The sequence below is a fragment of the Paraburkholderia terrae genome (assembly GCF_002902925.1).
Lineage (GTDB): Bacteria > Pseudomonadota > Gammaproteobacteria > Burkholderiales > Burkholderiaceae > Paraburkholderia > Paraburkholderia terrae.
This window is the reverse complement of the sequence record NZ_CP026111.1, coordinates 2,373,904-2,400,837: the sequence shown is the minus strand read 5'-3', so window position 1 is coordinate 2,400,837 and position 26,934 is coordinate 2,373,904. Positions and strand designations below refer to the sequence as shown.

General features: G+C 62.3%; 26 protein-coding genes. 18 read left to right on the top strand and 8 right to left on the bottom strand.

Translation table 11 applies throughout. The features are described 5' to 3' along the window. The first annotated feature begins 93 nt into the window (after positions 1 to 93). The 17 genes from nuoE to C2L65_RS10500 all read left to right on the top strand — a co-directional run bounded on the left by nuoE (position 94) and on the right by C2L65_RS10500 (position 17,130). Entirely contained in the window at positions 94 to 579 is a 486-nt protein-coding gene (gene nuoE / locus C2L65_RS10580) for an NADH-quinone oxidoreductase subunit NuoE (protein ID WP_036003823.1), read from the top strand. Then, complete coding sequence (gene nuoF / locus C2L65_RS10575) at positions 576 to 1,904, top strand: NADH-quinone oxidoreductase subunit NuoF (protein WP_042314717.1); 1,329 nt, start codon at positions 576 to 578, stop codon at positions 1,902 to 1,904. Before nuoE ends, nuoF begins: the two co-directional genes overlap by 4 nt. 121 nt (positions 1,905 to 2,025) lie before the next feature. After that, positions 2,026 to 4,359 (top strand): NADH-quinone oxidoreductase subunit NuoG, encoded by a 2,334-nt coding sequence (gene nuoG, locus C2L65_RS10570; protein ID WP_042314716.1) that lies wholly within the window; start codon positions 2,026 to 2,028, stop codon positions 4,357 to 4,359. Beyond that, positions 4,360 to 5,424, top strand: coding sequence for an NADH-quinone oxidoreductase subunit NuoH (gene nuoH / locus C2L65_RS10565; RefSeq protein WP_042314715.1), 1,065 nt, complete (start codon positions 4,360 to 4,362; stop codon positions 5,422 to 5,424). It abuts the gene before it with no gap. Positions 5,425 to 5,438: 14 nt separating this feature from the next. Beyond that, positions 5,439 to 5,927, top strand: coding sequence for an NADH-quinone oxidoreductase subunit NuoI (nuoI, locus tag C2L65_RS10560; RefSeq protein ID WP_007588142.1), 489 nt, complete (start codon positions 5,439 to 5,441; stop codon positions 5,925 to 5,927). 156 nt (positions 5,928 to 6,083) lie between these two features. Next, entirely contained in the window at positions 6,084 to 6,752 is a 669-nt protein-coding gene (locus tag C2L65_RS10555) for an NADH-quinone oxidoreductase subunit J (protein ID WP_042314714.1), read from the top strand. An 18-nt stretch (positions 6,753 to 6,770) separates the two neighbouring features. Then, the gene (gene nuoK / locus C2L65_RS10550; protein WP_007588140.1) at positions 6,771 to 7,076 is read left to right on the top strand and encodes an NADH-quinone oxidoreductase subunit NuoK; all 306 of its coding nucleotides are present in this window, start codon (positions 6,771 to 6,773) and stop codon (positions 7,074 to 7,076) included. Positions 7,077 to 7,094: 18 nt separating this feature from the next. Beyond that, the gene (gene nuoL / locus C2L65_RS10545) at positions 7,095 to 9,161 is read left to right on the top strand and encodes an NADH-quinone oxidoreductase subunit L (protein ID WP_042314713.1); all 2,067 of its coding nucleotides are present in this window, start codon (positions 7,095 to 7,097) and stop codon (positions 9,159 to 9,161) included. A 23-nt stretch (positions 9,162 to 9,184) separates the two neighbouring features. Next, the gene (locus C2L65_RS10540) at positions 9,185 to 10,678 is read left to right on the top strand and encodes an NADH-quinone oxidoreductase subunit M (RefSeq protein WP_042314712.1); all 1,494 of its coding nucleotides are present in this window, start codon (positions 9,185 to 9,187) and stop codon (positions 10,676 to 10,678) included. Between the two features lie 25 nt (positions 10,679 to 10,703). Continuing rightward, complete coding sequence (gene nuoN / locus C2L65_RS10535) at positions 10,704 to 12,179, top strand: NADH-quinone oxidoreductase subunit NuoN (RefSeq protein WP_042314711.1); 1,476 nt, start codon at positions 10,704 to 10,706, stop codon at positions 12,177 to 12,179. Further along, positions 12,179 to 12,475 carry a DUF2818 family protein gene (locus C2L65_RS10530; protein ID WP_042314710.1) on the top strand — a complete coding sequence of 99 codons (297 nt, stop codon included), beginning with the start codon at positions 12,179 to 12,181 and terminating at the stop codon, positions 12,473 to 12,475. The genes nuoN and C2L65_RS10530 overlap by 1 nt, the downstream gene beginning before the upstream one ends. A 41-nt stretch (positions 12,476 to 12,516) precedes the next feature. Further along, entirely contained in the window at positions 12,517 to 13,107 is a 591-nt protein-coding gene (locus tag C2L65_RS10525) for an NUDIX domain-containing protein (protein ID WP_036003845.1), read from the top strand. Between the two features lie 236 nt (positions 13,108 to 13,343). After that, the gene (locus tag C2L65_RS10520; RefSeq protein WP_042314709.1) at positions 13,344 to 13,787 is read left to right on the top strand and encodes a DUF1178 family protein; all 444 of its coding nucleotides are present in this window, start codon (positions 13,344 to 13,346) and stop codon (positions 13,785 to 13,787) included. A 54-nt stretch (positions 13,788 to 13,841) separates the two neighbouring features. Next, the gene (locus C2L65_RS10515; protein WP_042314729.1) at positions 13,842 to 15,038 is read left to right on the top strand and encodes an acyl-CoA dehydrogenase family protein; all 1,197 of its coding nucleotides are present in this window, start codon (positions 13,842 to 13,844) and stop codon (positions 15,036 to 15,038) included. A 10-nt stretch (positions 15,039 to 15,048) separates the two neighbouring features. Next, positions 15,049 to 16,176 (top strand): acyl-CoA dehydrogenase family protein, encoded by a 1,128-nt coding sequence (locus C2L65_RS10510; RefSeq protein WP_042314708.1) that lies wholly within the window; start codon positions 15,049 to 15,051, stop codon positions 16,174 to 16,176. Between the two features lie 34 nt (positions 16,177 to 16,210). Beyond that, entirely contained in the window at positions 16,211 to 16,669 is a 459-nt protein-coding gene (locus C2L65_RS10505; RefSeq protein WP_042314707.1) for a MaoC family dehydratase, read from the top strand. Then, a complete protein-coding gene (locus C2L65_RS10500) occupies positions 16,666 to 17,130 on the top strand; it encodes a MaoC family dehydratase (protein WP_042314706.1) in 465 nt (154 codons plus the stop codon). The genes C2L65_RS10505 and C2L65_RS10500 overlap by 4 nt, the downstream gene beginning before the upstream one ends. A 26-nt stretch (positions 17,131 to 17,156) precedes the next feature. Here C2L65_RS10500 and C2L65_RS10495 read toward each other — a convergent pair whose 3' ends face one another. The 6 genes from C2L65_RS10495 to C2L65_RS10470 form a co-directional block, all read right to left on the bottom strand. After that, positions 17,157 to 17,858: a glutathione binding-like protein gene (locus C2L65_RS10495; protein WP_042314705.1), complete on the bottom strand. Its 702-nt coding sequence runs from the start codon at positions 17,856 to 17,858 to the stop codon at positions 17,157 to 17,159. 813 nt (positions 17,859 to 18,671) lie between these two features. Then, complete coding sequence (locus tag C2L65_RS10490; RefSeq protein ID WP_042314703.1) at positions 18,672 to 19,889, bottom strand: acyl-CoA dehydrogenase family protein; 1,218 nt, start codon at positions 19,887 to 19,889, stop codon at positions 18,672 to 18,674. Positions 19,890 to 19,955: 66 nt separating this feature from the next. Then, positions 19,956 to 21,044: a phosphotransferase gene (locus C2L65_RS10485; RefSeq protein WP_042314702.1), complete on the bottom strand. Its 1,089-nt coding sequence runs from the start codon at positions 21,042 to 21,044 to the stop codon at positions 19,956 to 19,958. Between the two features lie 34 nt (positions 21,045 to 21,078). Continuing rightward, positions 21,079 to 21,810: a histidine phosphatase family protein gene (locus C2L65_RS10480; RefSeq protein WP_042314701.1), complete on the bottom strand. Its 732-nt coding sequence runs from the start codon at positions 21,808 to 21,810 to the stop codon at positions 21,079 to 21,081. Further along, positions 21,807 to 22,595: an oxepin-CoA hydrolase, alternative type gene (locus C2L65_RS10475; RefSeq protein WP_042314700.1), complete on the bottom strand. Its 789-nt coding sequence runs from the start codon at positions 22,593 to 22,595 to the stop codon at positions 21,807 to 21,809. Before C2L65_RS10475 ends, C2L65_RS10480 begins: the two co-directional genes overlap by 4 nt. Then, positions 22,595 to 24,163: a 3-hydroxyacyl-CoA dehydrogenase gene (locus C2L65_RS10470; protein WP_042314699.1), complete on the bottom strand. Its 1,569-nt coding sequence runs from the start codon at positions 24,161 to 24,163 to the stop codon at positions 22,595 to 22,597. Before C2L65_RS10470 ends, C2L65_RS10475 begins: the two co-directional genes overlap by 1 nt. Positions 24,164 to 24,290: 127 nt before the next feature. On the opposite strand from C2L65_RS10470, the gene C2L65_RS10465 reads away from it, so the two are divergent. Continuing rightward, positions 24,291 to 24,938, top strand: coding sequence for a glutathione S-transferase family protein (locus tag C2L65_RS10465; protein WP_042314698.1), 648 nt, complete (start codon positions 24,291 to 24,293; stop codon positions 24,936 to 24,938). A 94-nt stretch (positions 24,939 to 25,032) separates the two neighbouring features. On the opposite strand, the gene C2L65_RS10460 is transcribed toward C2L65_RS10465, so the two are convergent. Then, positions 25,033 to 26,223: a pyridoxal phosphate-dependent aminotransferase gene (locus tag C2L65_RS10460; RefSeq protein WP_042314697.1), complete on the bottom strand. Its 1,191-nt coding sequence runs from the start codon at positions 26,221 to 26,223 to the stop codon at positions 25,033 to 25,035. A 140-nt stretch (positions 26,224 to 26,363) separates the two neighbouring features. Then, positions 26,364 to 26,882 carry a putative toxin-antitoxin system toxin component, PIN family gene (locus C2L65_RS10455; RefSeq protein ID WP_042314696.1) on the bottom strand — a complete coding sequence of 173 codons (519 nt, stop codon included), beginning with the start codon at positions 26,880 to 26,882 and terminating at the stop codon, positions 26,364 to 26,366. Positions 26,883 to 26,934: the final 52 nt, after the last annotated feature.

Below are 26,934 nucleotides of genomic sequence, written 5' to 3'. Positions count from 1 at the left end.
GCGCGCGTCAAGCAAAGGAACGCCGGGTCTGTCGCAACACGCAGTGCGCGACAGGTTTTCGTTCGGTAGGAATTGAAAGAGTCGTGTCTGAAAATGATCTCAGCTGAAGGCCTGAAAGAAATCGATCGCGCGATCGCCAAGTATCCCGCCGATCAGAAACAGTCCGCCGTGATGTCGGCGTTGGCGGTCGGCCAGGAAGAGCTTGGCTGGCTGTCGCCCGAACTCATGCAGTTCGTCGCGGACTATCTCGGCATGCCGGCCGTCGCCGTGCAGGAGGTTGCGACCTTCTACACGATGTATGAGACATCGCCCGTCGGCAAATACAAGATCACGCTCTGCACGAACCTGCCGTGCCAGCTCGGTCCCGATGGCGGTTCGGACAGCGCCGCCGAATATCTGAAGCAGAAGCTCGGTATCGACTTCGGCGAAACCACCGCGGACGGCAAATTCACCCTCAAAGAGGGCGAATGCATGGGTTCGTGCGGTGATGCGCCTGTGCTGCTCGTGAACAACCATCGTATGTGCAGCTTCATGAGCCGCGAGAAGATCGACCAGCTCCTCGAGGAACTTTCGAAATGACGTCTTTACACGATCGTCACATCAAGCCGCTGATTCTCGCCGGTCTGAACGGCGACAACTGGCATCTTCAGGACTACGTCGAGCGCGGCGGCTACAAGCAGCTGCGCCGTATCCTCGAAGAAAAGATTCCGCCCGAGCAGGTGATCGCCGACGTCAAGGCTTCGGGTCTGCGTGGCCGTGGCGGTGCGGGCTTCCCGACCGGCCTGAAGTGGAGCTTCATGCCCCGTCAGTTCCCGGGGCAGAAGTACCTCGTCTGCAATTCGGACGAAGGCGAGCCGGGCACGTTCAAAGACCGCGACATCCTGCGCTGGAATCCGCACTCGCTGATCGAAGGCATGATCATCGGCGCGTACGCGATGAACATCTCGGTCGGCTACAACTACATTCACGGCGAAATCTTCGAAACCTATCGACGCTTCGAAGAGGCGCTGGAGGAAGCGCGCGCAGCGGGCTTCCTCGGCGACAACATCATGGGCTCGGGCTTCTCGTTCCAGCTGCACGCGCACCACGGTTATGGCGCGTACATCTGCGGCGAAGAAACCGCGCTGCTCGAATCGCTGGAAGGCAAGAAGGGCCAGCCGCGCTTCAAGCCGCCGTTCCCGGCGAGCTTCGGCGTGTACGGCAAGCCGACCACGATCAACAACACGGAAACCTTCGCAGCCGTGCCGTTCCTGCTGGCCGTCGGCCCGCAGAACTACCTCGAGATGGGCAAGCCGAACAACGGCGGCACGAAGATTTTCTCGGTGTCGGGCGACGTCGAGCGTCCGGGCAACTACGAAGTCCCGCTCGGCACGCCGTTCGCGACGCTGCTGGACCTCGCGGGCGGCATGCGCGGCGGCAAGAAGATCAAGGCCGTGATTCCTGGCGGTTCGTCGGCACCCGTGATTCCGGGCGACCTGATGATGCAAACCGACATGGACTACGACTCGATCGCGAAGCAGGGTTCGATGCTGGGTTCGGGCGCCGTCATCGTGATGGACGAGACGCGCTGCATGGTGCGCTCGCTGCTGCGCCTGTCGTACTTCTATTACGAAGAGTCGTGCGGTCAGTGTACGCCGTGCCGTGAAGGCACGGGCTGGCTGTATCGCGTCGTGCATCGTATCGAGCACGGTCTGGGCCGCAAGGAAGATCTGGATCTGCTGAACTCGGTCGCCGAGAACATCATGGGCCGCACGATCTGCGCGCTCGGTGATGCGGCAGCGATGCCGGTGCGGGGCATGCTCAAGCACTACTGGGACGAATTCGAGTATCACGTCGCCAACAAGCGTTGCGTCGTCGGCGGTCATGCCGGCGCGGCGGCGGCCACGGAAACGGTCGCCGCTTAAGAGGTCAATGCGAGGCCGATACAAGGCCGACGTGAGCCAGAGTCAAACGCGGGTGCCGCCGCTGTGTAGCGGCGAGCGGGCGAACGATTGAGCGGTAACAGGTTAAGGAAGATTGACCATCATGGTTGAACTTGAAATAGACGGCAAGAAAGTAGAGGTGGCCGAAGGCAGCATGATTATTCAGGCTGCGCATAAGGTCGATACCTACATTCCTCACTTCTGCTATCACAAGAAACTGTCGATTGCGGCCAACTGCCGGATGTGTCTCGTCGATGTCGAGAAGATGCCGAAGGCCGTGCCTGCATGCGCAACGCCGGTGTCGGCGGGCATGATCGTGCGCACGAAGTCGGAAAAGGCGGTGAAGGGTCAGCAATCCGTGATGGAATTCCTGCTGATCAACCATCCGCTCGATTGCCCGATCTGCGACCAGGGCGGCGAATGTCAGCTGCAGGATCTGGCCGTCGGTTACGGCAAGTCGTCGTCGCGTTATAGCGAAGAGAAGCGCGTCGTGTTCCACAAGAACGTCGGCCCGCTGATCTCGATGGAAGAAATGTCGCGCTGCATTCACTGCACGCGTTGCGTCCGTTTCGGCGAAGAAGTCGCCGGCGTGATGGAACTCGGCATGCTGGGCCGCGGCGAGCATTCGGAAATCACGTCGTTCGTCGGCAAGACGGTCGACTCCGAACTGTCGGGCAACATGATCGACCTGTGCCCGGTCGGCGCGCTGACCAGCAAGCCGTTCCGCTACAGCGCCCGTACGTGGGAACTGTCGCGCCGCAAGTCGGTGAGCCCGCACGATTCCGTCGGCGCGAACCTCGTGGTGCAAGTGAAGAACAACCGCGTGATGCGCGTTCTGCCGTTCGAAAACGAAGCCATCAACGAATGCTGGATTTCGGACAAGGACCGTTTCTCGTACGAAGGCCTGAACAGCCCGGAACGTCTGACGCGTCCGATGCTCAAGCAAAACGGTCAGTGGATCGAAACGGACTGGCAGACGGCGCTCGAATACGTCGTCAAGGGTCTAAAGGGCATCTCGGCTGACCATGGCGCGAACGCGATTGCCGCACTCGGCAGCGCGCACAGCACGGTCGAAGAACTGTTCCTGCTCAAGCAGGTTGCGCAAGCCGTTGGTACGCCGAACGTCGATTTCCGTCTGCGTCAGACGGATTTCTCGGCCGCCGCGAATGGCACCCCGTGGCTCGGTACGTCGATCGCCAACCTGTCGATGCTCGACAGCGCGCTCGTAATCGGCTCGTCGCTGCGCCGCGACCATCCGCTGTTCGCAGCACGTCTGCGCCAGGCCGCGAAGGGCGGTGCAAAGATCACGCTGCTGCAAGCGACGCGCGACGACGCGCTGATCCCGCAAGCTGCACGCATCGCTGCTGCGCCGTCGGCGTGGCTGAACGAACTGGCAGGCATCGCTGCTGCCGTGTCGGAAGCGAAGGGCGTGGCGCTGCCGGAAGCCTTCGCAGGCGCGACGGCAACGGATGCGGCAAAGAAGACGGCCGCTGCACTCGGCGCCGGTGAAACGCGCGTCGTGCTGCTCGGTAACGGCGCGGTTCAGCATCCTGAGTTCGCGCGTATCCACGCAGCGGCTCAATGGATCGCCGAATCGACGGGCGCTACGCTCGGCTTCCTGACGGAAGCGGCGAACACGGTCGGTGCGCATCTCGTCGGCGCATTGCCGGGCGAGGGTGGCCTGAATGCTCGCGAAGTCTTCGAACAGCCGCGCAAGGGTTACGTGCTGCTGAACCTCGAACCGGAATTCGATACGGCCAACCCGGCGCAGGCGCTTGCCGCGCTGAACCAGGCGGAAATGGTCGTCGTGATGTCGCCGTTCCAGACGGGCGCAGAATACGCAGACGTCCTGCTGCCGATCGCGCCGTACACGGAGACGGCCGGCACCTTCGTCAACGCAGAAGGCACGGTGCAGATGTTCAACGGCGTCGTGCGTCCGCTCGGCGATGCGCGTCCCGCATGGAAGGTGCTGCGCGTGCTGGGCAACCTGCTCGGCGCGTCGGGCTTCGACTACGATACAGCGGAGCAGGTGCGCACCGTGGCACTGGGCGATGGCGACCTCACGCCGCGCCTGTCGAACAAGACGTCGGCAAGCGTCGCGCGCAGCAATGGCGCGAAGGCCGCGGAAGGCACGTTCGAGCGCATCGCTGACGTGCCGATCTACCACGCCGATCAGCTCGTGCGCCGTGCGGAGTCGCTGCATCTGACGGCAGCCGCGCGTGCCGCCAACTCGGTGGGTCTGCCCGCCGCGCTGTTCGACAAGCTGGGTTTGAAGGAAGGCGACGCCGTGCGCGTTCGTCAGGGCGATCGCTCGGTGCAGATACCCGCCGTGCGTGATGCGAATCTTGCGGAGACGGTCGTCCGCGTGTCGGCGGCTACGCCTGCCGGTGCAGCGCTGGGCAGCCTGTTCGGTGAACTGGTGGTGGAGAAGGCGTAAATGACCTTGTTCGAATCGATCAACGCGGGCGGCACCGAGATTCTCGGCGTGGCATGGCCCACGGTGTGGGCGCTGGTGCGCATCCTGGTGGTGGCCGTCGCGATCCTGCTGTGCGTGGCTTACCTGATCCTGTGGGAACGTAAGCTGATCGGCTGGATGCACGTGCGTCTCGGGCCGAACCGTGTCGGCCCCGCCGGTCTGCTGCAACCGATCGCCGACGTGCTGAAGCTGCTGCTCAAGGAAGTCATTCAGCCGACCCAGGCTAGCCGCTGGATCTACCTGATCGCCCCGGTGATGGTGGTGGTCCCTGCGTTCGCGGTGTGGGCGGTGATTCCGTTCCAGGCAGGCGCCGTGCTCGGCGACATCAACGCCGGTCTGCTGTACGCCATCGCGATTTCGTCGATCGGCGTGTACGGTGTGATTCTGGCCGGCTGGGCGTCGAACTCGAAGTACGCCTTCCTCGGCGCGATGCGCGCGGCGGCGCAGATGGTGTCGTATGAAATCTCGATGGGCTTCGCGCTTGTCGTCGTGCTGATGACGGCGGGCTCGCTGAACCTGTCGGACATCGTCGGCTCGCAGATGCGCGGCATCTTCGCCAGCCACGGCGTCACGTTCCTGTCGTGGAACTGGCTGCCGCTGCTGCCGGCTTTCGTCGTGTACTTCGTGTCGGGCATCGCCGAAACGAACCGCCACCCGTTCGACGTGGTGGAAGGTGAGTCGGAAATCGTTGCCGGCCACATGATCGATTACTCGGGCATGGCGTTCGCGCTGTTCTTCCTCGCCGAGTACATCAACATGATCGTGATCTCGGCGTTGGCCTCGGTCATGTTCCTGGGCGGCTGGAGCGCACCGTTCGAATTCCTGTCGTTCATCCCCGGCATTTTCTGGCTGGTCCTGAAAGTCTTCTTCCTGCTGTCGGTATTCATCTGGGTGCGCGCGACGTTCCCGCGTTACCGCTATGACCAGATCATGCGTCTGGGCTGGAAGGTGTTCCTGCCTGTCACCGTGATCTGGGTCGTGGTGGTCGGCTTCTGGATCATGTCGCCGTTGAATATCTGGAACTAAAGGGCGGACGAACCATGACCGCAATCCAAAACTTCTTCAAGACCTTCTTTCTGACCGAGCTGCTCAAGGGCCTCGCGCTGACGGGACGTTACACGTTCCAGCGCAAGATCACTGTGCAGTTCCCGGAAGAGAAGACCCCGATCTCGCCGCGTTTCCGTGGCCTGCACGCGCTGCGCCGCTACGAAAACGGCGAAGAGCGCTGCATCGCGTGCAAGCTGTGCGAAGCAGTGTGCCCGGCGCTCGCGATCACGATCGAATCGGAAACGCGCGCGGACAACACGCGCCGCACGACGCGCTACGACATCGACCTGACCAAGTGCATCTTCTGCGGTTTCTGCGAAGAGAGTTGCCCGGTCGATTCGATCGTCGAAACGCACATCCTTGAGTATCACGGCGAAAAGCGCGGCGATCTGTACTTCACGAAGGACATGTTGCTGGCAGTCGGCGACCGTTACGAAACGGAAATCGCTGCAAACAAGGCAGCCGACGCACCCTATCGTTGATAGGTTGAAACAGCAGTTCGACGGCGCGCGGTCCGGCAGGCACAAGACCGCGCGACGCTGCCAGACCGCTCTGGTGCCGCGTCACGCAACACAGGCAGAAGACGACGCGCGCCAAAGCACCAAGCCTGACGATGGCCTAACGATGAATCGGTAATCATGGACTTCACGACCGTACTGTTCTACATCTTCGCGCTACTCCTGACGGTGTCAGGACTGAAGGTGATCACTTCGCGCAACCCGGTGGCGTCCGCGTTGTTCCTCGTGCTCGCGTTCTTCAACGCGGCCGCGATCTGGATGCTGCTGCAGGCGGAATTCCTCGCGATCCTGCTGGTGCTGGTGTACGTCGGCGCGGTGATGGTGCTGTTCCTGTTCGTCGTGATGATGCTGGACATCAATCTCGACGTGCTGCGGCGCGACTTCAAACGCTTCGTACCGATGGCGACCATCGTGGGCGCGATCATCGTGATCGAGACGGCGCTGATTCTCTGGCACGGCTACGGCGCGACGGTTCAACCTGTGCGCGACACGACGGCCGCCGTTGCAGGCGCCGCCGACTGGTCGAACACACGCCTGATCGGCAAGGTCATTTACACCGACTACATCTTCGCGTTCGAAGTGGCCGGCCTCGTGCTGCTGGTCGCGATCATCGCGGCGATTGCGCTGACCACGCGTCACGGCAAGGACAGCAAGCGCCAGCGCGTGTCGGATCAGGTGAAGGTGCGCGCCCAGGACCGCGTGCGCGTGGTCAAGATGGCAGCGGAAAAGGAAAGTCCGGCTGAACCTGAAATCGTTGCTGGCGACGCTGGCGCCGGCAAGAACAGCTGAGCTCAGGAGGAGAAAAATATGTTGTCCCTTGCCCATTACCTCGTGCTCGGCGCGATCCTGTTCGCGATCAGCATCGTTGGCATTTTCCTGAACCGTCGCAACGTCATCATCATCCTGATGGCAATCGAACTGATGCTGCTGGCGGTCAACACGAACTTCGTCGCGTTCTCGCATTATCTCGGCGATGTGCATGGCCAGATCTTCGTTTTCTTCGTGCTGACGGTTGCGGCAGCGGAAGCGGCGATCGGTCTTGCAATTCTGGTGACCCTGTTCCGTAGCCTCGACACGATCAATGTCGAGGATCTCGATCAGCTCAAAGGTTAACTTCAGGCACAGGCTGTTATGTCAACGACACTCAATGAAAACCTGTTGCTGGCGGTAGCGCTTGCACCGCTGGCCGGCTCGCTGATTGCGGGGCTCTTCGGCAAGACGGTGGGACGTGCCGGTGCGCACTCGGTCACGATTCTCGGCGTCGCGATTTCGTTCGTGCTTTCGTGCATCGTGTTTCTCGATGTGCTCCACGGCGCGAGCTTCAACGCGACCGTGTACGAATGGATGACGGTCGGCAAGGTGAAGTTCGAAGTCGGCTTCCTCGTCGACACGCTCACAGCGATGATGATGTGCGTGGTGACCTTCGTGTCGCTGATGGTTCACGTCTACACGATCGGCTACATGGCCGACGAGGAAACCGGCTACGAGCGCTTCTTCTCGTACATCTCGCTGTTCACGTTCTCGATGCTGATGCTCGTGATGAGCAACAACTTCCTGCAGCTGTTCTTCGGCTGGGAAGCGGTGGGTCTCGTGTCATACCTGCTGATCGGCTTCTACTTCAAGCGTGAAAGCGCGATCTACGCGAACATGAAGGCGTTCATCGTCAACCGCGTGGGCGACTTCGGCTTCATTCTCGGCATCGGTCTGATCCTTGCGTACGGCGGGTCGATGAACTACGGCGACGTGTTCGCGAAGAGCCATGAGCTGGCCTCGCTGAGCTTCCCGGGCACCGACTGGGGCCTGTTGACCGTCGCGTGTATTTGCCTCTTCATCGGCGCGATGGGTAAGTCCGCGCAGTTCCCGCTGCACGTGTGGCTGCCCGACTCAATGGAAGGCCCGACGCCGATCTCCGCACTGATTCACGCGGCAACCATGGTGACGGCCGGTATCTTTATGGTGACGCGTATGTCGCCGCTGTTCGAACTGTCGGACTCGGCGCTGTCGTTCATCACGGTGATCGGCGCGATCACAGCGCTGTTCATGGGTTTCCTCGGCGTCGTGCAGAACGACATCAAGCGCGTCGTCGCTTACTCGACGCTGTCGCAGCTCGGCTACATGACGGTTGCGCTCGGCGTGTCGGCTTACCCCGTCGCCGTGTTCCACCTGATGACGCACGCGTTCTTCAAGGCGCTGCTGTTCCTCGGCGCGGGTTCCGTGATCATCGGCATGCACCACGATCAGGACATGCGCAACATGGGCGGCCTGCGCAAATACATGCCGATTACGTGGATCACGTCGCTGGTTGGTTCGCTGGCGCTGATCGGTACGCCGTTCTTCTCGGGCTTCTATTCGAAAGACTCGATCATCGATGCGGTGAAGCTGTCGCATCTGCCGGGTTCGGGCTTCGCGTACTTCGCGGTCGTCGCGAGCGTGTTCGTCACGGCGCTGTACTCGTTCCGCATGTACTTCATGGTGTTCCACGGCGAAGAGCGCTTCCGCGGTCCGAAGCATCCTGATTCGCCGCTGGGCGCGGAAGCAGCGGCGCACGGCCACGGTCATCACGACGATCACGGCCACGGTCATGACGACCATCACGCTCACGAGCCGCACGAAACACCATGGGTCGTCTGGCTGCCGCTGGTGCTGCTCGCCATTCCGTCTGTCGTGATCGGCGCCATCGCAATCGGCCCGATGCTGTACGGCGATTTCTTCCAGCACGGCGTGGCGTTCGAGAAGGTGATCTTCATCGGCGAAAACCATCCGGCGCTGCACGAGATGGCGGAAGAATTCCAGGGCTGGGCCTCGATGGGTCTGCACGCCGCGTCGGGCTTGCCCGTGTGGCTGGCGCTGGCTGGGGTAGTGGTCTCGTGGTTCCTGTACCTGAAGCGTCCGGATCTCCCCGCCGTCATCAAGCGTGGTTTCGGTCCGATCTACACGCTGCTGGATAACAAGTACTACATGGACAAGATCAACGAAGTCGTGTTCGCACGCGGCGCAGTGGCCATCGGCCGCGGGCTGTGGAAGGAAGGCGACATCGTGGTCATCGACGGTATTGTCAACGGGAGCGCGCGCTTTATCGGCTGGTTTGCGAGCGTGATCCGTTTCCTGCAATCGGGTTACATCTACCACTACGCATTCGCCATGATCATCGGCATGCTGGGGCTCCTGACCCTGTTTGTAACGCTCGGCGGCAAATAAAAAACAGGCTGGAGACATTTCTCATGCACACGACGTTTCCGATTCTGAGTATCGCGATCTGGATGCCGATTATTTTCGGCCTGGTGGTTCTGGCCATCGGTTCAGATCGCAATCCCGGTCCGGCGCGATGGATTGCGCTGATCGGGTCGGTGTTGAGTTTCATCGTGACGATTCCGTTGATGACGGATTTCGACACGAGTACGGCAGCATTGCAGTTCGAAGAAAAGGCTAACTGGATCGAGCGCTTCAACATCACGTACCACCTCGGTATCGACGGTATTGCGATGTGGTTCGTCGTGTTGACGGCGCTGATCACGGTGATCGTCGTGATCGCAGCATGGGAAGTGATCACGAAGAACGTCGCGCAGTATCTGGCAGCGTTCCTGATCCTGTCGGGCATCATGGTCGGCGTGTTTTCGTCAGCCGACGGCATGCTGTTCTATGTGTTCTTCGAAGCGACGCTGATTCCGATGTACATCATCATCGGCGTGTGGGGCGGGGCGAACCGCGTGTACGCGGCGTTCAAGTTCTTCCTGTACACGCTGATGGGCTCGCTGCTGATGCTGGTCGGCCTGCTGTATCTGTACACGCAGACGGGCACGTTCGATCTGGCAACGTGGCACGCCGCGAAGCTGTCGATGACGCCGCAGGTGCTGCTGTTCATCGCGTTCTTCCTCGCGTTCGCCGTCAAGGTGCCGATGTGGCCTGTCCACACGTGGTTGCCGGACGCGCACGTGGAAGCGCCGACGGGCGGCTCGGTCGTGCTGGCCGCGATCATGCTGAAGCTCGGCGCATACGGTTTCCTGCGCTTCTCGCTGCCGATCGCGCCGGATGCGAGCCACTTGCTCGCGCCCGTCGTCATCACGCTGTCGCTGATCGCCGTCGTCTATATCGGTCTCGTCGCGATGGTGCAGGCCGACATGAAGAAGCTGGTTGCGTACTCGTCGATCGCGCACATGGGCTTCGTCACGCTCGGCTTCTTCATCTTCAACCAGCTCGGTACGGAAGGCGCGATCGTGCAGATGATCTCGCACGGCTTCGTGTCGGGCGCGATGTTCCTTTGCATCGGCGTGCTGTATGACCGCATGCACTCGCGTCAGATCGCCGACTACGGCGGCGTCGTCAACACGATGCCGAAGTTCGCGGCGCTCGTGATGCTGTTCTCGATGGCGAACTGCGGCCTGCCGGGCACCTCCGGCTTCGTCGGCGAGTTCATGGTGATTCTGGCCGCTGTCCAGTACAACTTCTGGATCGCGTTCGGTGCGGCCGTCACGCTGATTCTCGGCGCGGCCTATACGTTGTGGATGTACAAGCGCGTGTACTTCGGCGCGGTGGTGAACGATCACGTGAAGAACCTCGTCGACATCAATCGCCGCGAGTTCTTCATGTTGGGCGTGCTCGCCGCGTTGACGCTGTACATGGGCATCTATCCGAAGCCCTTTACCGAAGTAATGCACGTGTCGGTGGAGAACCTTCTGTCCCACGTTGCGCAGTCGAAGCTGCCGCTGTCGCAGTAATGCGAAGCGGAGGAATTTAAAGATCATGCAAAACGCACCTATGACCGCCCTGTTACCCGACGCGCTAGTGATGACCGCTATCGTCGTTGCGTGGCTTATCGACACGTTCGTTGGCCCGAACAGCCGCCGCACGACGTATTTCATCGCGCTGATTTCCACGGTCGTGGCCGGCATCTGGTTCGCCGTCGACGCCTTCTCGGGCACCGGGCCGCAATACTACTTCTCGCGCATGTACGTGGTGGACCCGTTCGCCAACGTGATGAAGGCGGTGGTGTCGCTGGGCTACGCGGTGTCGATCGTCTACTCGCGCAAGTATCTGGAAGATCGCGGCCTGTACGAGGGCAACTTCTTCCTGCTCGGCATGTTCTCGCTGCTCGGCCAGCTGGTGATGATCTCCGGCAACAACTTCCTGACGCTGTACCTCGGTCTGGAACTGATGTCGCTGTCGCTGTACGCCGTGATTGCGCTGCGCCGCGAACATGCGCCGTCGAACGAAGCCGCGATGAAGTACTACGTGCTCGGCGCGCTGGCGTCGGGCTTCCTGCTGTACGGCATCTCGATGCTCTACGGCGCGACGGGTTCGCTCGAACTGAACGAAGTGCTGAAGGCTGTGGCTTCCGGTCACATCAATGATGTCGTGCTGCTGTTCGGCGTGATCTTCATCGTCGCGGGTATCGCGTTCAAGATGGGCGCCGTGCCGTTCCACATGTGGGTGCCGGACGTCTACCAAGGCGCGCCGACGGCGATGACGATGCTCGTCGGCGGCGGTCCGAAGGTTGCCGCGTTTGCATGGGGTCTGCGCTTCCTGGTGATGGGTCTGCTGCCGCTCGCCGTCGACTGGCAGGAAATGCTCGTCATTCTGGCCGCGCTGTCGATGATCGTCGGCAACATCACGGGTATCGTCCAGCGCAACATCAAGCGGATGCTGGCGTATTCGGCGATCTCGAACATGGGCTTCGTGCTGCTCGGCCTGCTGGCGGGCGTCGTGGACGGCAAGACGGGCGCAGCAGCAAGCGCGTACGGCTCGGCGATGTTCTACAGCATCGTCTATCTGCTGACGACGCTCGGCTCGTTCGGTGTGGTCATGCTGCTTGCACGCCGCGACTTCGAAGCTGAAACGCTCGACGACTTCAAGGGTCTCAACCAGCGCAGCCCGGTGTTCGCATTCGTGATGATGGTGCTGATGTTCTCGCTCGCCGGCATCCCGCCGACGGTCGGCTTCTACGCGAAGCTAGCCGTGCTCGAAGCGACGATGAACGCAGGCCTCACGTGGCTCGCGGTGCTCGCGGTGATCACGTCGCTGTTCGGCGCGTTTTACTACCTGCGCATCGTGAAGCTGATGTACTTCGACGACGCCGTCGACACGACGCCGATCGCAGGCGATACCTGCAAGCGCGCGCTGCTCGCGCTCAACGGCGTGGCCGTGCTGGTGCTCGGCATCGTTCCGGGCCCGCTGATGTCGCTCTGCCTGAACGCGATTACGCATACGCTGCCGCTGTAATGTCGGCGGCGGGGTGGTTCATCGTGCTGTTGGCGCTTGTCGGCGCCAACCTGCCGTTCCTGAATCAGCGGCTGTTCGGTGTCATGCCGCTGAAGGCCACGAAGAAAAGTACGTGGCTCAGGCTCGGCGAACTGATCGTGCTGTATTTCATCGTCGGCGCGCTCGGCTTCATGCTCGAAGCGCGCGCCGGCAACCGCTTCGATCAAGGCTGGCAGTTCTACGCGATCACGTTCAGCCTGTTCGTCGTGCTCGCCTTCCCGGGCTTCACGTTTCAATATCTCGTCAAACGGCGCTGACGGTTCCGGCCGTCGCGCTTCTTGCCGCAAAGAGGTCGCACATGGCAGAACTCCCCGATCACGACACCGCACTCAAAGAAACCTGCATCAAGAGCGAAGTCGCCTATCAAGGGCCGTTCATGACGGTCAAATGCGATACCGTGCGCTTGCCCGACGGCAAGCAGGCGACGCGCGAATACGTGCAACATCCCGGCGCCGTGATGGTGATCCCGCTGTTCGACGACGGCCGCGTGCTGATGGAAAGCCAGTACCGGTACGCGATGGGCAAGGTGATGTACGAGTATCCGGCAGGCAAGCTCGATCCGAACGAAGATCCGCTGGCGTGCGCCAAGCGCGAGCTGCTCGAAGAAACCGGCTACACGGCGCGCGAATACATCTATCTGACGCGCGTTCACCCCATCATTTCGTACTCGACGGAATTCATCGACATCTACGTCGCGCGTGGTCTGACGGCGGGCGAGCGCAAGCTCGACGACGGCGAGTTCCTGGAGACGTTCATCGCGAAGGTGTCGGATGTGTCCGAGTGGGTACGCACGGGGCAGTTGAGCGACGTGAAAACGATCATCGGCACGTTCTGGCTGGAGAAGCTGCTGTCGGGCGCGTGGCCGGAGAATGCGCCAGAAGCGGACTGACGCTCGCGGGACGCCGCATCCAACGAAACGGCAGCCTTGCGCTGCCGTTTTTCATTTTCGGCATTCGTCATACGCAGCCATTCGAGCGTCGGCGCGTCCCGCGCCAACGCGCTAGAATGGCTGATTCTCGTTCGCCACCGCGCCGTCCAGGCGGTAAAAAAAGCAAAAGCATTTAGCGAACGACCGTTCACAAATTTCTATTTTGCGCTAAACTCATACGCAAGCCCTGATTCCACATGAAGGTCCTCGATCTACAGTGCCCGCACGATCATCGGTTCGAAGGCTGGTTCGCTTCCGCCGATGACTTCGAATCGCAGTTGTCCCGCAAGCTGGTCGCATGTCCCATCTGCGGAGCGACGGAAGTGAGCCGTTTGCCGTCGGCGCCGCGCCTGAATCTGTCGGGTGCGACGAGCGCGTCGAACGCGTCGAAGGAAAAAGCGGCGGCGGACGCTGGCGAGCTGCAGGCGCACGTGATGCGCGCGCTGCGCGAGGTGCTGGAAAAGACCGAGAACGTGGGCGACCGCTTTGCCGAGGAAGCACGGCGCATTCACTACAACGAAGCGCCTGCTCGCAGTATCCGGGGCGTCACGACGCCTGAGGATGCACGAGCCCTCGTCGAAGAAGGCATCGATGTGATGCCGCTGCCTGTACCCGCCGCACTGAAAGAGCCGCTGCAATAACCATTGCTTGCAGTGCTCCTGGCGGCGCAAGGCCGCGGCCAGGAGACACTGCGCATGGACCTGAATTATTCCCCCGCCGACGACGCATTTCGCGCCGACATCCGCGCCTGGCTCGAAGCGAATCTGCCTGACGAGCTGCGCGACAAAGTTCTCAATCACAAGCGTCTGAATCGCGATGACTTCGCGAGCTGGCACAAGCTGCTCGGCCAGCGCGGCTGGTCGGCGCCTGCGTGGCCTGCGGAATATGGCGGCCCGGACTGGAACGCAACGCAGCGCCATATCTGGGACGAGGAGTGCGCCCAGCTCGGCGCGCCGACGGTGCTGCCGTTCGGCGTATCGATGGTCGCGCCCGTGCTGATGAAGTACGGCAGCGAAGCGCAAAAGCGCCACTACTTGCCGCGTATTCTCGACGGCACCGACTGGTGGTGCCAGGGCTATTCGGAGCCGGGTTCGGGCTCCGATCTGGCATCGCTGCGCACGCGCGCCGAACGTGTCGGCGATCACTACGTCGTCAATGGCCAGAAGACCTGGACGACGCTCGGCCAGCACGCCGACATGATGTTCTGCCTCGTGCGTACCGACAGCGGCGCGAAAAAGCAGGAGGGCATTTCCTTCCTGCTGATCGACATGAAGACGCCGGGAATCACCGTACGCCCCATCATCACGCTAGACGAAGATCACGAAGTTAACGAAGTGTTCTTCGAAGACGTGAAAGTCCCCGTCGAAAACCTCGTCGGCGACGAGAACCGCGGCTGGACTTACGCGAAGTATCTGCTCGGCCACGAGCGGACGGGTATCGCGCGCGTCGGGCAGTCGAAACGCGAACTCGCGTTCCTCAAGCGCATCGCGCTGAATCAGAAGAAGAACGGCAAGCCCTTGCTGCTCGATCCGCTGTTCGCCGCAAAGGTCGCGAGCCTCGAAATCGAATTGATGGCGCTCGAAGTGACGGTGCATCGTGTGGTCGCGAATGAAGCGGGCGGACGCGGGCCGGGGCCGGAAGCGTCGATGCTGAAGATCAAGGGCACGGAAGTGCAGCAGGGTTTGACGGAGTTGATGTTCGAAGCCGTCGGGCCGCTCGCCGCGCCGTTCGACGTGCCGTTCCTCGAAGGCGAACGCGCGCACAGCATCGCGGGCGACGACGATGCTGCGCCGCTTGCCGCGTACTACTTCAACTACCGCAAGACATCGATCTACGGTGGCTCGAACGAAATTCAAAAGAACATCATCGCGCAGATGATTCTCGGACTGTGAGGAGCGGCGCATGAACTTCAATTTCACCGACGAACAACAGCAATTCGCGGACGCGCTGCGCCGTTATCTCGACAAGCAGTACGGCTTTGAGGCGCGACAGGCGATCGTGCGAACGGAAGCGGGCGTGTCGGACGAGCATTGGTCCGCGTTTGCCGAACTGGGCCTGACCGCGTTGCCCGTGCCTGAAGCACAAGGTGGCTTCGATGGCGGCACGGTCGATATGCTGGTTGTGATGCAGGAACTGGGACGCGCGATCGTCGTCGAGCCGTACTGGTCGACGGCTGTCGGTATCGAGGCGCTAAAGCTTTCCGGCACGGGCGACAGCGACGATGCTGCGTTGCTCGAACGTGCGGCGCAAGGCGAGAGCAAGCTCGCTGTCGCCTTCCATGAGCCCCACGCGCGCTACGATCTTTTTTCGATCGACACGACGGCGACCCGCGAGGGCAACGGTTACGCGCTGAGCGGCACGAAATCGGTTGTGCAGCACGGCGCGCAGGCCGATCACTGGATCGTTCCCGCGCGGCTCGATGGCGAGATTGCGCTGTTCGTCGTTGCGCGCGATGCAGCGAACACGCAGATCACCGACTATCGGACGATCGACGGCCAGCGCGCCGCGACGCTCGCGTTCAACGCAACGCCGGCGCGCAAGCTGAACGGCAGGCACGCGGGCGCGGCCGCGCTGGAGCACATCGCAGATTACGGTGTCGTGTTGCTGTGCGCGGAGGCGATCGGCGCGCTCGACGCGCTGAATCACGCAACCGTCGAATACACGAAGACGCGCCAGCAGTTCGGCGTGCCGATTGCGCGCTTTCAGGCGCTGCAGCACCGGATGGTCGAGATGCTGATCCACACCGAGCAGGCGCGCTCGGCGACGTATCTCGCCGCCGTGCGATACGGCAGCGACGATGTCGACGAGCGTCGCCGCGCGGTATCGGCGGCAAAAGTGCGCGTGGGGCAAGCGGCGCGCTTCGTCGGACAGCAGGCAGTGCAACTGCACGGCGGCATGGGTGTGACCAACGAGGTCGCGGCTGCGCATCTGTTCAAGCGTCTCGCTATCATCGAAACCACGCTCGGCGATGTTGATCATCATCTGGCGCGCTTTGCCGCGCTGCCGGGCTTCGCAACGGCCGACGCATGAGCGCCGCCGCCAACACATGCAAACGAGGTGAAAGATGGGTTTGAGCTACGAGGACATGGAAGTCGGCAAGTCGTATGAAGTCGGCTCGCACACGTTCACGCGCGACGAGATCGTCCGGTTCGCGGAGCAGTTCGATCCGCAGCCGTTTCACGTCAGCGATACGGGCGCTGCCGCATCGCCGTACGGCACGCTGATCGCGAGCGGCTGGCACACGTGCTCGGTGATGATGGGCATGCTGGTGCGCAACGTGCTGGCGGGCTCGACATCGATGGGCTCGCCGGGCATCGACGATTTGCGCTGGCTCAAGCCGGTGCGCGTCGGCGACACGATCCGCATGATGAACAGCGTGCTCGACAAGCGCGTGTCGGCGAGCAAGCCGGATCGCGGCATCGTGTCGACGGAGTGGCAGGGTTTCAATCAGGACGGTGAACTGGTGATTACCGTGCGCTCGAAGGCGATCTTTGGGCTGCGCAATCCCGGAGCGGCCGCATGACGCCCGAGCTGACGCTCGCTTCGGCCGACGACGTGCGTGTACTCGTCGGCCAGCCGCCGCGCATGAGCGCCTGGGTCGAGGTCGATCAGGCGAGCGTCGATCGTTTTGCGGTGGCGACGGGCGATCATCAATGGATTCACGTCGATCCCGAACGCGCGAAGCGCGAGTCGCCGTTCGGCGGACCGATTGCGCATGGTTTTCTGACGCTGTCGCTGATCCCCGCGTTGCTCGTCGATACGTTTCGTTTTGAGCAACGCATGGGTGTCAACTACGGGCTCAACCGTGTGCGCTTTACGGCGCCCGTGCCTGTCGGGTCGCAATTGCGCGCGAGCTTCGTTGTCGCGAGCGTGACGGATGTCGAGGAGGGCGGCGTGCAGATCGCGTGGAACGTGACGCTCGAACGGCAGGGCAGCGAGCGTCCCGTGTGCATTGCGGAGTTCATCACGCGGCACTATTTCTAGTTGCATCCGCCAGCGTCGCGCGATGCTCAGTGCTTGGCGTACTGCGTCGCGCCGAACAGTATTTCCTTCGCTTTTTCGTCCATCAGCGGCACGCGCGCCGACGCGAGCACTTCGACGCCGCGTTGCACGGCGGGACGGGCGGCGATCTCTTCATGCCAGCGCTTCACGTTCGGAAACTCGTCGATTTGCAGGCCCTGGTTTTGCCATGAACGCGTCCAGGGGAACGTGGCGATATCGGCGATGGTGTAGTCGTCGCCTGCCAGGTAGCGCGTCTTGCCGAGCTTCGTGTCCATCACGCCGTACAGGCGTTTTGTTTCGTTCGTGTAGCGGTTGATCGCATACTCGATCGGTTCCGGCGCGTAGACGCGGAAGTGGTGTGTCTGACCGAGCATCGGGCCGATGCCGCCCATCTGGAACATCAGCCATTGCAGGGTTTCGTAGCGGGCCGCTGGGTCTGTGGGCAGGAATTTGCCGGTTTTTTCGGCCAGGTAGATCAGGATTGCGCCCGATTCGAATAGGGAGAATGGCTTGCCGTCCGGGCGCTTTGGGCCGTCGCTGTCGACTATGGCGGGGATTTTGTTGTTCGGGCTGATTGCCAGGAATTCTTGCGTGAATTGATCGCCTGCGCCGATGTTGATCGGGTGGGCCTTGTATTCGAGGTTCGTCTCCTCGAGCATGATGTGGATCTTGTGGCCGTTGGGCGTTGCCCAGCTGTAGATGTCGATCATTGAATGCTCCGGGTGGGTTGTTTTGACTGCGACGCTGGGGTGGTTTGCATGTCGTTGCGCTGGCATCCGCGTTACGGTGTTTGCTGTTCACGCGTCGCCCCTGTGCGGGGCGGCACCTACTTTTCTTTGCCGCCGCAAAGAAAAGTAGGCAAAAGAAAGCGGCTAACACCGCCAATTCTTCTTACTGCCTGAGGGCCCCCAAAGGGTCTTACGCTTCACACGGCAATCACGTGACCCATGTGCGTTGCCAGCGCTCTTGCGGTGCTCATCACCCGCTTCACGCATCCGCGTTGCAGCATGCCGTGCCAGATATTCCACGGCCGCCCAGGTGGCAAACTGTGTGTAGGCCGTAGTACCGCACACGCATCACTCCGGACCAATAGCGCACGCGTTCCACCCTGTAAGAGCGCCAGGCTATACGACGCGACAACCTACACACAGTTTGCCACCTGGGCGGCACATACCATTCGCTGCCGCTTGCCCGCGCAAATGCATTCGAAGCGGGTGAGGCGTTTATACAAAGCGTTGGCAACATGCGCCAACAGAGCCGTTGCCGTGTGAAGCGTAAGACCCTGTGGGGGCCCTCAGGCAAACACAAGAATTAGCGGTGTTAGCCGCTTTCTTTTGCCTACTTTTCTTTGCGGCGGCAAAGAAAAGTAGGTGCCGCCCCGCACAGGGGCGACGCTTGAAGCTAGATAACGCATCGCGGATGCCAGCGCAAACACGAACAAACCAAACCGCACCACCCACCGCCGCAGACACAAAAAAATTACACCACAGATCCCCAAACCCCGCTGCCGCGCTGCCAGCGCATCACTCCGAATACCGCCCAAGCTCAATCTTGGCAATAGCATTCCGATGCACCTCATCGGGCCCATCAGCAAACCGCAACCACCGCGCGGTGGTATAGGCATAAGCCAGAGGAAAATCATCACACATCCCAGCCGCGCCATGCGCCTGAATGGCCCAGTCAATCACCTGACACGCCATGTTGGGCGCAACAACCTTGATCATCGCGATCTCACCGCGCGCACCTTTATTCCCGACGGTATCCATCATGTAAGCGGTCTTCAACGTCAGCAACCGAGCCTGCTCGATCAGACACCGTGCCTCGGCGATCCGCTCCTGCGTAACAGTCTGCGCCGCAATCGGCTTGCCAAACGCCACACGCTGCAACGTGCGCCTGCACATCAACTCAAGCGCCCGCTCAGCAAGCCCGATCAACCGCATGCAATGATGAATGCGCCCCGGCCCGAGCCGCCCCTGCGCAATCTCAAACCCGCGACCTTCGCCAAGCAACATGTTCACGGCAGGCACGCGCACGTTATCGAGCGTAATCTCCATATGCCCGTGCGGCGCATCGTCATAACCGAACACGCTAAGCGGTCGATGCACCGTGATACCCGTCGCGTCAGCAGGCACAAGAATCATCGATTGCTGCGCGTGACGCGGCGCATCCGGGTCCGTCTTGCCCATCACGATGAAGAGCTTGCAGCGCGGATCGCCCGCGCCCGACGACCACCACTTGTGCCCATTGATCACATACGCGTCGCCGTCGCGCACGATGCTCGTCTGAATATTGGTCGCATCCGAAGACGCCACCTCCGGCTCAGTCATCAGAAACGCCGAACGGATCTGGCCCTGCAGCAGCGGCTCCAGCCATTCGCGCCGGTTCTCCTCGTTGCCGTATCGCTCGATCGTCTCCATGTTGCCGGTGTCGGGCGCATTGCAGTTGAACACCTCGGGCGACCACGGCACACGGCCCATGATCTCGCACAGCGGCGCGTATTCGAGGTTCGTCAGACCCGCGCCGCGCTCGGAATCGGGCAGAAACAGATTCCATAAGCCGGCATCGCGCGCCTGCTGCTTCATCGCCTCGATCAGTTCCGTCGGCACCCACGCATTGCCCGCCTGGCGGTTGCGCGCGACTTCGGCGGCGTAGGCCTGTTCGTTCGGATAGATGTGCTCGTCGAAGAATGCGAGCAGCTTGTCGCGCAATGCCTGAACCTTCGGGGTGTAGTCGAAATTCATCTTGCCCTCGTAGATGTCGTTGAATCCGGTCTACAGATTGAGTGCGTGGTGCCGCAGGCACGTCACTCAGCGCACCTTCTGCGCGTAGCGCCACGCGAGTTCGGCCATCGGTCTGGCACGCCGCCCTGCGTCAGCGGCCTGTTCGCTCGCTGCCGTGCCGTCGACTACGCGCTTCATGATTCCCTGCAAGATCGCCGCGATGCGGAACATGTTGTACGCGAGGTAGAAGTTCCAGTCGCCGGAAATCGTCAGGCCAGTGCGCTCGCAATAGCGTTGCACGTACCGTGCCTCGTTGGGAATGCCGAGCGCGGCCCAGTCGAGTCCAGCGATGCCGCGAAACTGCGCGGGATCGACATGCCACGCCATGCAGTGATACGCGAAGTCGGCGAGGGGATCGCCTAGCGTCGACAGTTCCCAGTCGAGCACGGCCAGCACGCGCGGTTCGTGTGGATGAAAGATCAGATTGTCGAGCCGGTAGTCGCCATGCACGACGGACGCGCGTTCGCCCGTTCCGGCGGGCATATGTTGCGGCAGCCATTCGATCAGGCGATGCATGGCATCGATCGGTTCCGTTTCCGACGCCTGATACTGCTTGCTCCATCGGCCGATCTGCCGCGCGAAGTAGTTGCCGGGCTTGCCGTAGTCCGCAAGTCCGACCTTGTCGACATCGACGCTATGCAACGCGGCGATCACGCGATTCATCTCGTCATAGATCGCGCCGCGTTGCGCCGGTGTCATGCCGGGCAGCGACGGGTCCCACAGCACGCGGCCCTGAACGAACTCCATCACGTAGAACGCGCGGCCGATCACGCTTTCGTCCTCGCACAGCGCAAGCATCTTCGCGACAGGAACCTCGGTGTCGCGCAGCGCATGCATCACGCGATACTCACGCTCGATCGCATGCGCGGACGGCAGCAGCTTTGCGGACGGGCCCGGCTTCGCGCGCATCACATAAGCACGCATCGGCGTAATCAACTTGAAGGTTGGATTCGACTGGCCGCCCGCGAACTGTTCGAGCGTCAGCGGTCCGGCGAAGCCTTCGACATGTTGCGCGAGCCATGCGGAGAGGGCGTCGATGTCGATGCGCTGCCGTTCGCTGATGGGCCGCGTGCCTTCAAAAGCGGAGTAGTCGGTAGGTGTCGCGTCTTGCGGCATGTCTCCTCCGTTGGGTGATCGAATGATCGACCTGCTAGCTGCGCCTGGTTTGAATGAATTGCGCGTAAAGCATTTCCATCGATGTGTTGCGCGCGTCGCGGTGCAAAGGAGAGGGTGGCGCATGATTGATCATGCGCACCACCCAGTCGCGCGGCGCCGCGCCGACGTCGAGCGCATTGATACAACCCGTCGCCTGCGCTAGATGGCCGAAGAACGTGCGGCCGCCTGCCGTGATCGCATGCGACAGGATCGCGCGATTGACGCCGCCATGCAGCACGAGCAGCGCGACGTCCCACGATGCGTCTGCGCGTAGCGCAGCCAGCGCCGGCAGCACGCGGTCGAACAGTTCGCCGATCGTCTCACCGCCGAGAAACTGTACGCCCTCGGCAACGATGCCGTCGAACGCGCCGATAAATGCCGCTTCGAGATCGTACGCGGGAATCGAACCTGGCTTGCCGCCGCGTATTTCTTCCCACGCGGGCTCGATGTCGATCTCAGTTCGCTCGCTCATTTGCGCGAGCACGCGCTGTGCCGTCTCGACCGTGCGCGGCAAGCCGCTTGCGATCACGCGATCGAAGCGCACGTTCTGTTCGGCAAACGCGCGGCCTGCGGCATCGGCCTGCGCGCGGCCTTTTTCATTGAGCGGCACGCGCTCCGGGTCGATCGTGCTGCCCGACGCATCGAAGTACGTGACGTCGCCGTGCCGCATCAGATAGATGCGGCGGCGCTTCGGCAACTGATAGCCGGACCCGGTCGGCGTGCTCATTTGTAGTTGGGCGCGCGCTTTTCGAGGAACGCAGTGATGCCTTCGAGCCCGTCGCGATGATGCAGCGACGCGACGAAGCTGTCGCGCTCGGCAACCAGATGCTCGGGCAGCGATTGCGCGCCCGCTGCCGCGATCAGTCCTTTGATGCGCGCCTTCGCGTTCGGCGAGATCTTGCCGAGATCGTCGGCCCATGCGATCGCCGTATCGCGCGCGGCGCCCGGTTTCACGAGCCGGTTGACGACGCCGAGGTCATACAGACGCTGCGCGCCGATCGGCTTGCCTTCGATCAGCACTTCCGTCGCAACCTGACGCGGCAACGCGCGCGCGAGGAACCAGGAGCCACCGCCATCCGGCGTGAGGCCAACGCGTGCGTAAGACATCACGAATTTCGCGTCGTCGGCGGCGACGATCAGGTCACACGCGAGCGCAAGCGAAAAGCCTGCGCCTGCCGCCGCGCCTTCGACGGCCGCGATCACCGGTTTCGACGACGCCTGCAGCGCGGCAATCCATTCGCCGAGCAGATCGATGCTTTGCGCCTGCACGGACGGATCTTTCGCGCGGTTTTCGAGCAGCCGGTTCAGGTTGCCGCCCGCGCAGAAGAAGTTGTCCGCACCCGTGATGACGACCGCGCCGATCGACGCATCGCGCTCGGCCGTGTCGATCGCTTCGATGCCGGCGGCGTACATGTCCGGGTGCATCGCGTTGCGCGCGCCCGGGTTCGACAGGGTCAGCACGAGCGTCGATTCGCTTTCGGCTGGGCGTGAGGCGAGCAGTTCGGCGGCCATTACGCTTGCTCCTTTGCGTTGTCGTTGTCTGCGGCGTCGGGTTGCGTGAGCGACATGCCGAGTTGCGCGCGGCGCGCGAGCCATGGTGACGGACGGTAGCGTGGATCGCCGAGCACGCTGAACATGTTGCGCAGAATCGTCAGGATGGTCTGCGCGCCGAGCGCATCGCCGAGTGCGAGCGGCCCGCGCGGATAGCCGAGGCCGAGCGTCACGGCGAGATCGATGTCCTGCGGCGACGCAATCTGACGCTGCGCTATATCGCAGCCGATGTTGACGATCGTCGCGACCACGCGCTGCGCGACGAAGCCCGTCGAATCGCGGATCACCGTGACAGGCACGCCGTCATGCGCGAAGAGGGCGTGCGCGGAATCGCGCGCGGCGCGTGTGGTGGCGGGCGTGGTCATCAGCGTGTGGCGTTTCGCGTCGACGAGCGGGAAGAGGGTATCGATGGCAACGACGCGGCTCGCGTCGAGGTTCTCATCGAAAGCCGCCGTTGTCGCGTCGAAGCCGAGCGGCGTCACGACGATCAGCGAATCGGCGGCGGGTGTCGCGCCTTCGTCCACGGCGACGCCTGCCTTCGCGATCAACGCGAGCACGGCGTCGCGCGCAGCGTGTACGCGCGCGCTCACCCAGACGCGCGTCGGCAGTGCGGTCGGCGCGGGTGCTTCGGCAGGCGCCTGCTGCTTGCCGTCGACATACACATAGAAGCCTTCGCCCGCCTTGCGTCCGATCAGCCCGCCCGCGAGGCGCGTGCCCGTGATCGGCGACGGCGTGAAGCGCGGCTCCTCATAGAACTGGTGATAGATCGATTCCATCACGGGATGCGACACGTCGAGCGCGGTCAGATCGAGCAGTTCGAACGGCCCGAGACGAAAGCCCGCCTGCTCGCGCATGATGCGGTCGATATCGACGAAGCTCGCGACGTCTTCGTCCGCGACGCGCAAACCTTCCGTATTCATGCCGCGGCCCGCGTGATTGACGACGAAGCCGGGCATATCCTTCGCGCGCACGGGCGTGTGGCCCACGCGGCGCGCGAGATCCATCAGCGCATCGCCGGCGGCGGGATCGCTGCGCAGGCCGTCGATCACTTCGACGACCTTCATCAGCGGCACCGGGTTGAAGAAGTGATAGCCGACTACGCGCGATGGATCGGCGCACGTGGCCGCAATCGCCGTGATCGACAGCGACGACGTATTCGACGCGAGAATGCAGCGCTCGCTGACGATGCCTTCGAGTTCCTTGAAGAGCGCGCGTTTCACGTCGAGCTTTTCGACGATCGCTTCGACGACGAGGTCGCAGTCTTTGAGTTCGTCGATCGCAGTCGCGCCCGTCACGTTCGCGAGCGCGGCGAGCGAGCGCGAGTTGTCGAGCTTGCCTTTGGCGACCAGCTTCGAGAACGTGTCGGACAGATAGTCACGCGCCGCGCCGATGGCATCGGCATTCGTGTCGTAAAGCCTGACCGTGAGGCCCGCGAGCGCGGCGATCTGCGCGATCCCGCGTCCCATCGCGCCCGTGCCGACGATGCCGACAGTTTCGATGCTGTATTGGCGAGAGGTGTTCGGTGACATGATGTGACTCACTCCATGATTATTCTAAAATAGTACGTTCGTTTCAATTCGTCGTGTGTGCGTGCATGCGCGTGAGCCGTGACGAATCGCAAGCGACTTTCGACAACCATCCGCAGGGAGATACCGGATGATCAAGCTGCACGGTTTTGCGCTGTCCAACTATTACAACAAAGTGAAGTTTGCGCTGCTCGAATTCGGCATTCCGTTCGAGGAAGTGTGCGTTGAGTTCAGCCAGGACGAGGCGATGCTCGAACACTCGCCGCTCGGCAAGGTGCCGTACATCGTGACGGAGCGTGGCAGCCTGTGCGAGTCGCAGGCGATCATCGAATATCTGGCCGCGGCTTTTCCCGAGAAAGCAATGTTCTCCCGCGATCCGTGGGAAGCGGCAAAGGAGCGCGAGCTGATCACGTTCGTCGACGTGCATCTCGAACTGACGGCGCGCAATCTGTACAAGCAGGCGTTCTTCGGCGGCACGATCACCGACGCCACGAAAGGGCGCACGGAGAAGCTGCTGATCCATCACATCCGCGGCTTCAGGCGGCTTGCGAAGTTCACGCCGTATCTGCGCGGCGAGCAGTTCAGCATCGCGGACGTGGCGGGCTTCGTGAGCCTGCCGCTCGTTGGCATGGCGACGCAGTCGGTTTACGGGCGCGATTTTCTGCTCGATGTCGGCATCGACTGGAAGCCGTACGTGAAGGCCATCAACGCGCGCCCGGCTGCGCAGCGCGTGACGGAGGATCGCAAGGCCTATATGGAGGCGCAAAAGAAGAAGTGAGCACGCGGCTTGTCCGTGTGCCGGACAGGCGCCTCGTTGCTCCGCGCGCGATGACGAAGAACCGGGGTTCGTTCGTAGCATCGCGCGCGCCATCTCAGAGACGCGCCAGCCGTTCGAGCGCGGTGGCGAGCGTGTCTTCTTTCTTCGCGAAGCAGAAGCGCACCACGCCCGATTCATGTGACTCGTGATAGAACGCCGACACGGGAATGGCGGCCACACCGATCTCGCTCGTCAGCCACTGTGCGAATTCGGCTTCGGGCATGTCGCTGATGGCCGAATAGTCGACGCACTGGAAATACGTGCCCGTACACGGCAACAGCTTGAAGCGCGATTGCGCGAGACCGGCGCGGAAAAAGTCGCGCTTCTTCTGATAGAAGGCGGGCAGGTTCAGATACGGCGCCGGGTCCTGCATGTAGTGCGCGAGGCCGAGCTGCATCGGCGTGTTGACAGTGAATATGTTGAACTGGTGGACCTTGCGGAATTCCGCCATCAGCGCGGCAGGCGCGGCCACGTAGCCGACCTTCCAGCCCGTCACGTGATAGGTCTTGCCGAAGCTCGACACGACGAAGCTGCGCTGCGCGAGTTCCGGATAGCGCGCCACGCTTTCGTGCGGCGCACCGTCGTAGACCATGTGCTCGTACACTTCGTCGGACAGGATCAGCACATTCGTGCCGCGCACGATGTCCTCGAGCTTCTTCATGTCGTCCGCGCGCCAGACGGTGCCCGTCGGGTTGTGCGGCGTGTTGATCAGGATCATGCGCGTTTTCGGCGTGATCGCTGCGGCGAGTTTGTCGAACGGGATTGCGTAGTCGGGCGCTTCGAGCGTGACGAACACGGGCTTGCCGCCCGCCAGTTCGATCGACGGCAGATAGCTGTCGTAGGTCGGCTCGACGACGATCACTTCATCGCCCGGATGGACCGCGCACAGGATCGCCGTCAGAAGCGCTTGCGTGGCGCCTGCCGTCACCGTGATTTCGGTCGTGGCGTCGTAGCGGCGTCCGTACAGGCTTGCGATCTTCTCGGAGATCGCCTGGCGCAGCGGCGCGACGCCTGCCATCGGCGGGTACTGGTTGTGGCCTTCGCGCATCGCGTTGGCCACGGCATCGACGATGCGCGGGTCGCAATCGAAATCCGGGAAGCCCTGGCCGAGATTGACCGCGTTCTTTTCCGCGGCGAGCGCGCTCATCACGGTGAAGATCGTCGTGCCGACGTTCGGCAGACGGGACGGGAACGATGGGGGCATGGTGGTCATAGGCGTGGTCGTCAGATCGTGCGGTGCGTTCATGTCACAGTGCAGATGCGGTCGTAGTCGTTGATGCCGTTGTGGTCAGGCGTGAAGCTCGATTGTAGGGAAAATCCGCGCGGCGGTTGGCTGTGCCGCCCGGTAGCGCGTCGCGTCCCGTCGGCGGACTGCGCGGACGTGCGTCAGGCCTCGACGGGCGCTTCGGCCGTTAGCGCACATTCGACGACGAACGGCGCGGGCTGCGCGATCCGGAAACCGAAATCGCGCGCGATCCGTTTCGCGAGCTTCAGCACGGCCCGATCCTTCGAGACCAGCCAGTCCGCCTGCATCGCATAGGCGAGTTCGAGAAACTTCTGATCGTCGCGGTCTTTACATTTGGGCAGCGGGGGCACATTTTCGGCGGGCGCGGGCGGCTCGACCAGTGTCGACAGCCGCGCGAGCGTCGCGAGCGCGGCGGCTTTGTCGACGGCGCGCTTGACGAACTGCGGATAGTCGAGCACGTACGCCAGTTCGGCGAGGCAGCGCGCGTCGATTAACGCGCGCAGCGCGCCGCTTTCGAGCGCGGCGAGAATGGGGCGCGTGTGCGGATCGTCGAACACGAGAATGTCGATCCACACGTTCGAATCGAGCACGACGGCGGGCGCCGCCGCGTTTTTTGCGGCAGGCGCGTTCTGTTCAGGCAAGGCAGGGGTTTCGGGCATTCGTTACAATCTGGCTTTCGTCTTTGACCGCCAGGCACGGCGTGCCTGAAAG

Coding starts and splice junctions, on each gene's coding strand:
- nuoE (WP_036003823.1), top strand. CDS start 94: ATGATCTCAGCTGAAGGCCTGAAAGAAATCGATCGCGCGATCGCCAAG.
- nuoF (WP_042314717.1), top strand. CDS start 576: ATGACGTCTTTACACGATCGTCACATCAAGCCGCTGATTCTCGCCGGT.
- nuoG (WP_042314716.1), top strand. CDS start 2,026: ATGGTTGAACTTGAAATAGACGGCAAGAAAGTAGAGGTGGCCGAAGGC.
- nuoH (WP_042314715.1), top strand. CDS start 4,360: ATGACCTTGTTCGAATCGATCAACGCGGGCGGCACCGAGATTCTCGGC.
- nuoI (WP_007588142.1), top strand. CDS start 5,439: ATGACCGCAATCCAAAACTTCTTCAAGACCTTCTTTCTGACCGAGCTG.
- C2L65_RS10555 (WP_042314714.1), top strand. CDS start 6,084: ATGGACTTCACGACCGTACTGTTCTACATCTTCGCGCTACTCCTGACG.
- nuoK (WP_007588140.1), top strand. CDS start 6,771: ATGTTGTCCCTTGCCCATTACCTCGTGCTCGGCGCGATCCTGTTCGCG.
- nuoL (WP_042314713.1), top strand. CDS start 7,095: ATGTCAACGACACTCAATGAAAACCTGTTGCTGGCGGTAGCGCTTGCA.
- C2L65_RS10540 (WP_042314712.1), top strand. CDS start 9,185: ATGCACACGACGTTTCCGATTCTGAGTATCGCGATCTGGATGCCGATT.
- nuoN (WP_042314711.1), top strand. CDS start 10,704: ATGCAAAACGCACCTATGACCGCCCTGTTACCCGACGCGCTAGTGATG.
- C2L65_RS10530 (WP_042314710.1), top strand. CDS start 12,179: ATGTCGGCGGCGGGGTGGTTCATCGTGCTGTTGGCGCTTGTCGGCGCC.
- C2L65_RS10525 (WP_036003845.1), top strand. CDS start 12,517: ATGGCAGAACTCCCCGATCACGACACCGCACTCAAAGAAACCTGCATC.
- C2L65_RS10520 (WP_042314709.1), top strand. CDS start 13,344: ATGAAGGTCCTCGATCTACAGTGCCCGCACGATCATCGGTTCGAAGGC.
- C2L65_RS10515 (WP_042314729.1), top strand. CDS start 13,842: ATGGACCTGAATTATTCCCCCGCCGACGACGCATTTCGCGCCGACATC.
- C2L65_RS10510 (WP_042314708.1), top strand. CDS start 15,049: ATGAACTTCAATTTCACCGACGAACAACAGCAATTCGCGGACGCGCTG.
- C2L65_RS10505 (WP_042314707.1), top strand. CDS start 16,211: ATGGGTTTGAGCTACGAGGACATGGAAGTCGGCAAGTCGTATGAAGTC.
- C2L65_RS10500 (WP_042314706.1), top strand. CDS start 16,666: ATGACGCCCGAGCTGACGCTCGCTTCGGCCGACGACGTGCGTGTACTC.
- C2L65_RS10495 (WP_042314705.1), bottom strand. CDS start 17,858: ATGATCGACATCTACAGCTGGGCAACGCCCAACGGCCACAAGATCCAC.
- C2L65_RS10490 (WP_042314703.1), bottom strand. CDS start 19,889: ATGAATTTCGACTACACCCCGAAGGTTCAGGCATTGCGCGACAAGCTG.
- C2L65_RS10485 (WP_042314702.1), bottom strand. CDS start 21,044: ATGCCGCAAGACGCGACACCTACCGACTACTCCGCTTTTGAAGGCACG.
- C2L65_RS10480 (WP_042314701.1), bottom strand. CDS start 21,810: ATGAGCACGCCGACCGGGTCCGGCTATCAGTTGCCGAAGCGCCGCCGC.
- C2L65_RS10475 (WP_042314700.1), bottom strand. CDS start 22,595: ATGGCCGCCGAACTGCTCGCCTCACGCCCAGCCGAAAGCGAATCGACG.
- C2L65_RS10470 (WP_042314699.1), bottom strand. CDS start 24,163: ATGTCACCGAACACCTCTCGCCAATACAGCATCGAAACTGTCGGCATC.
- C2L65_RS10465 (WP_042314698.1), top strand. CDS start 24,291: ATGATCAAGCTGCACGGTTTTGCGCTGTCCAACTATTACAACAAAGTG.
- C2L65_RS10460 (WP_042314697.1), bottom strand. CDS start 26,223: ATGAACGCACCGCACGATCTGACGACCACGCCTATGACCACCATGCCC.
- C2L65_RS10455 (WP_042314696.1), bottom strand. CDS start 26,882: ATGCCCGAAACCCCTGCCTTGCCTGAACAGAACGCGCCTGCCGCAAAA.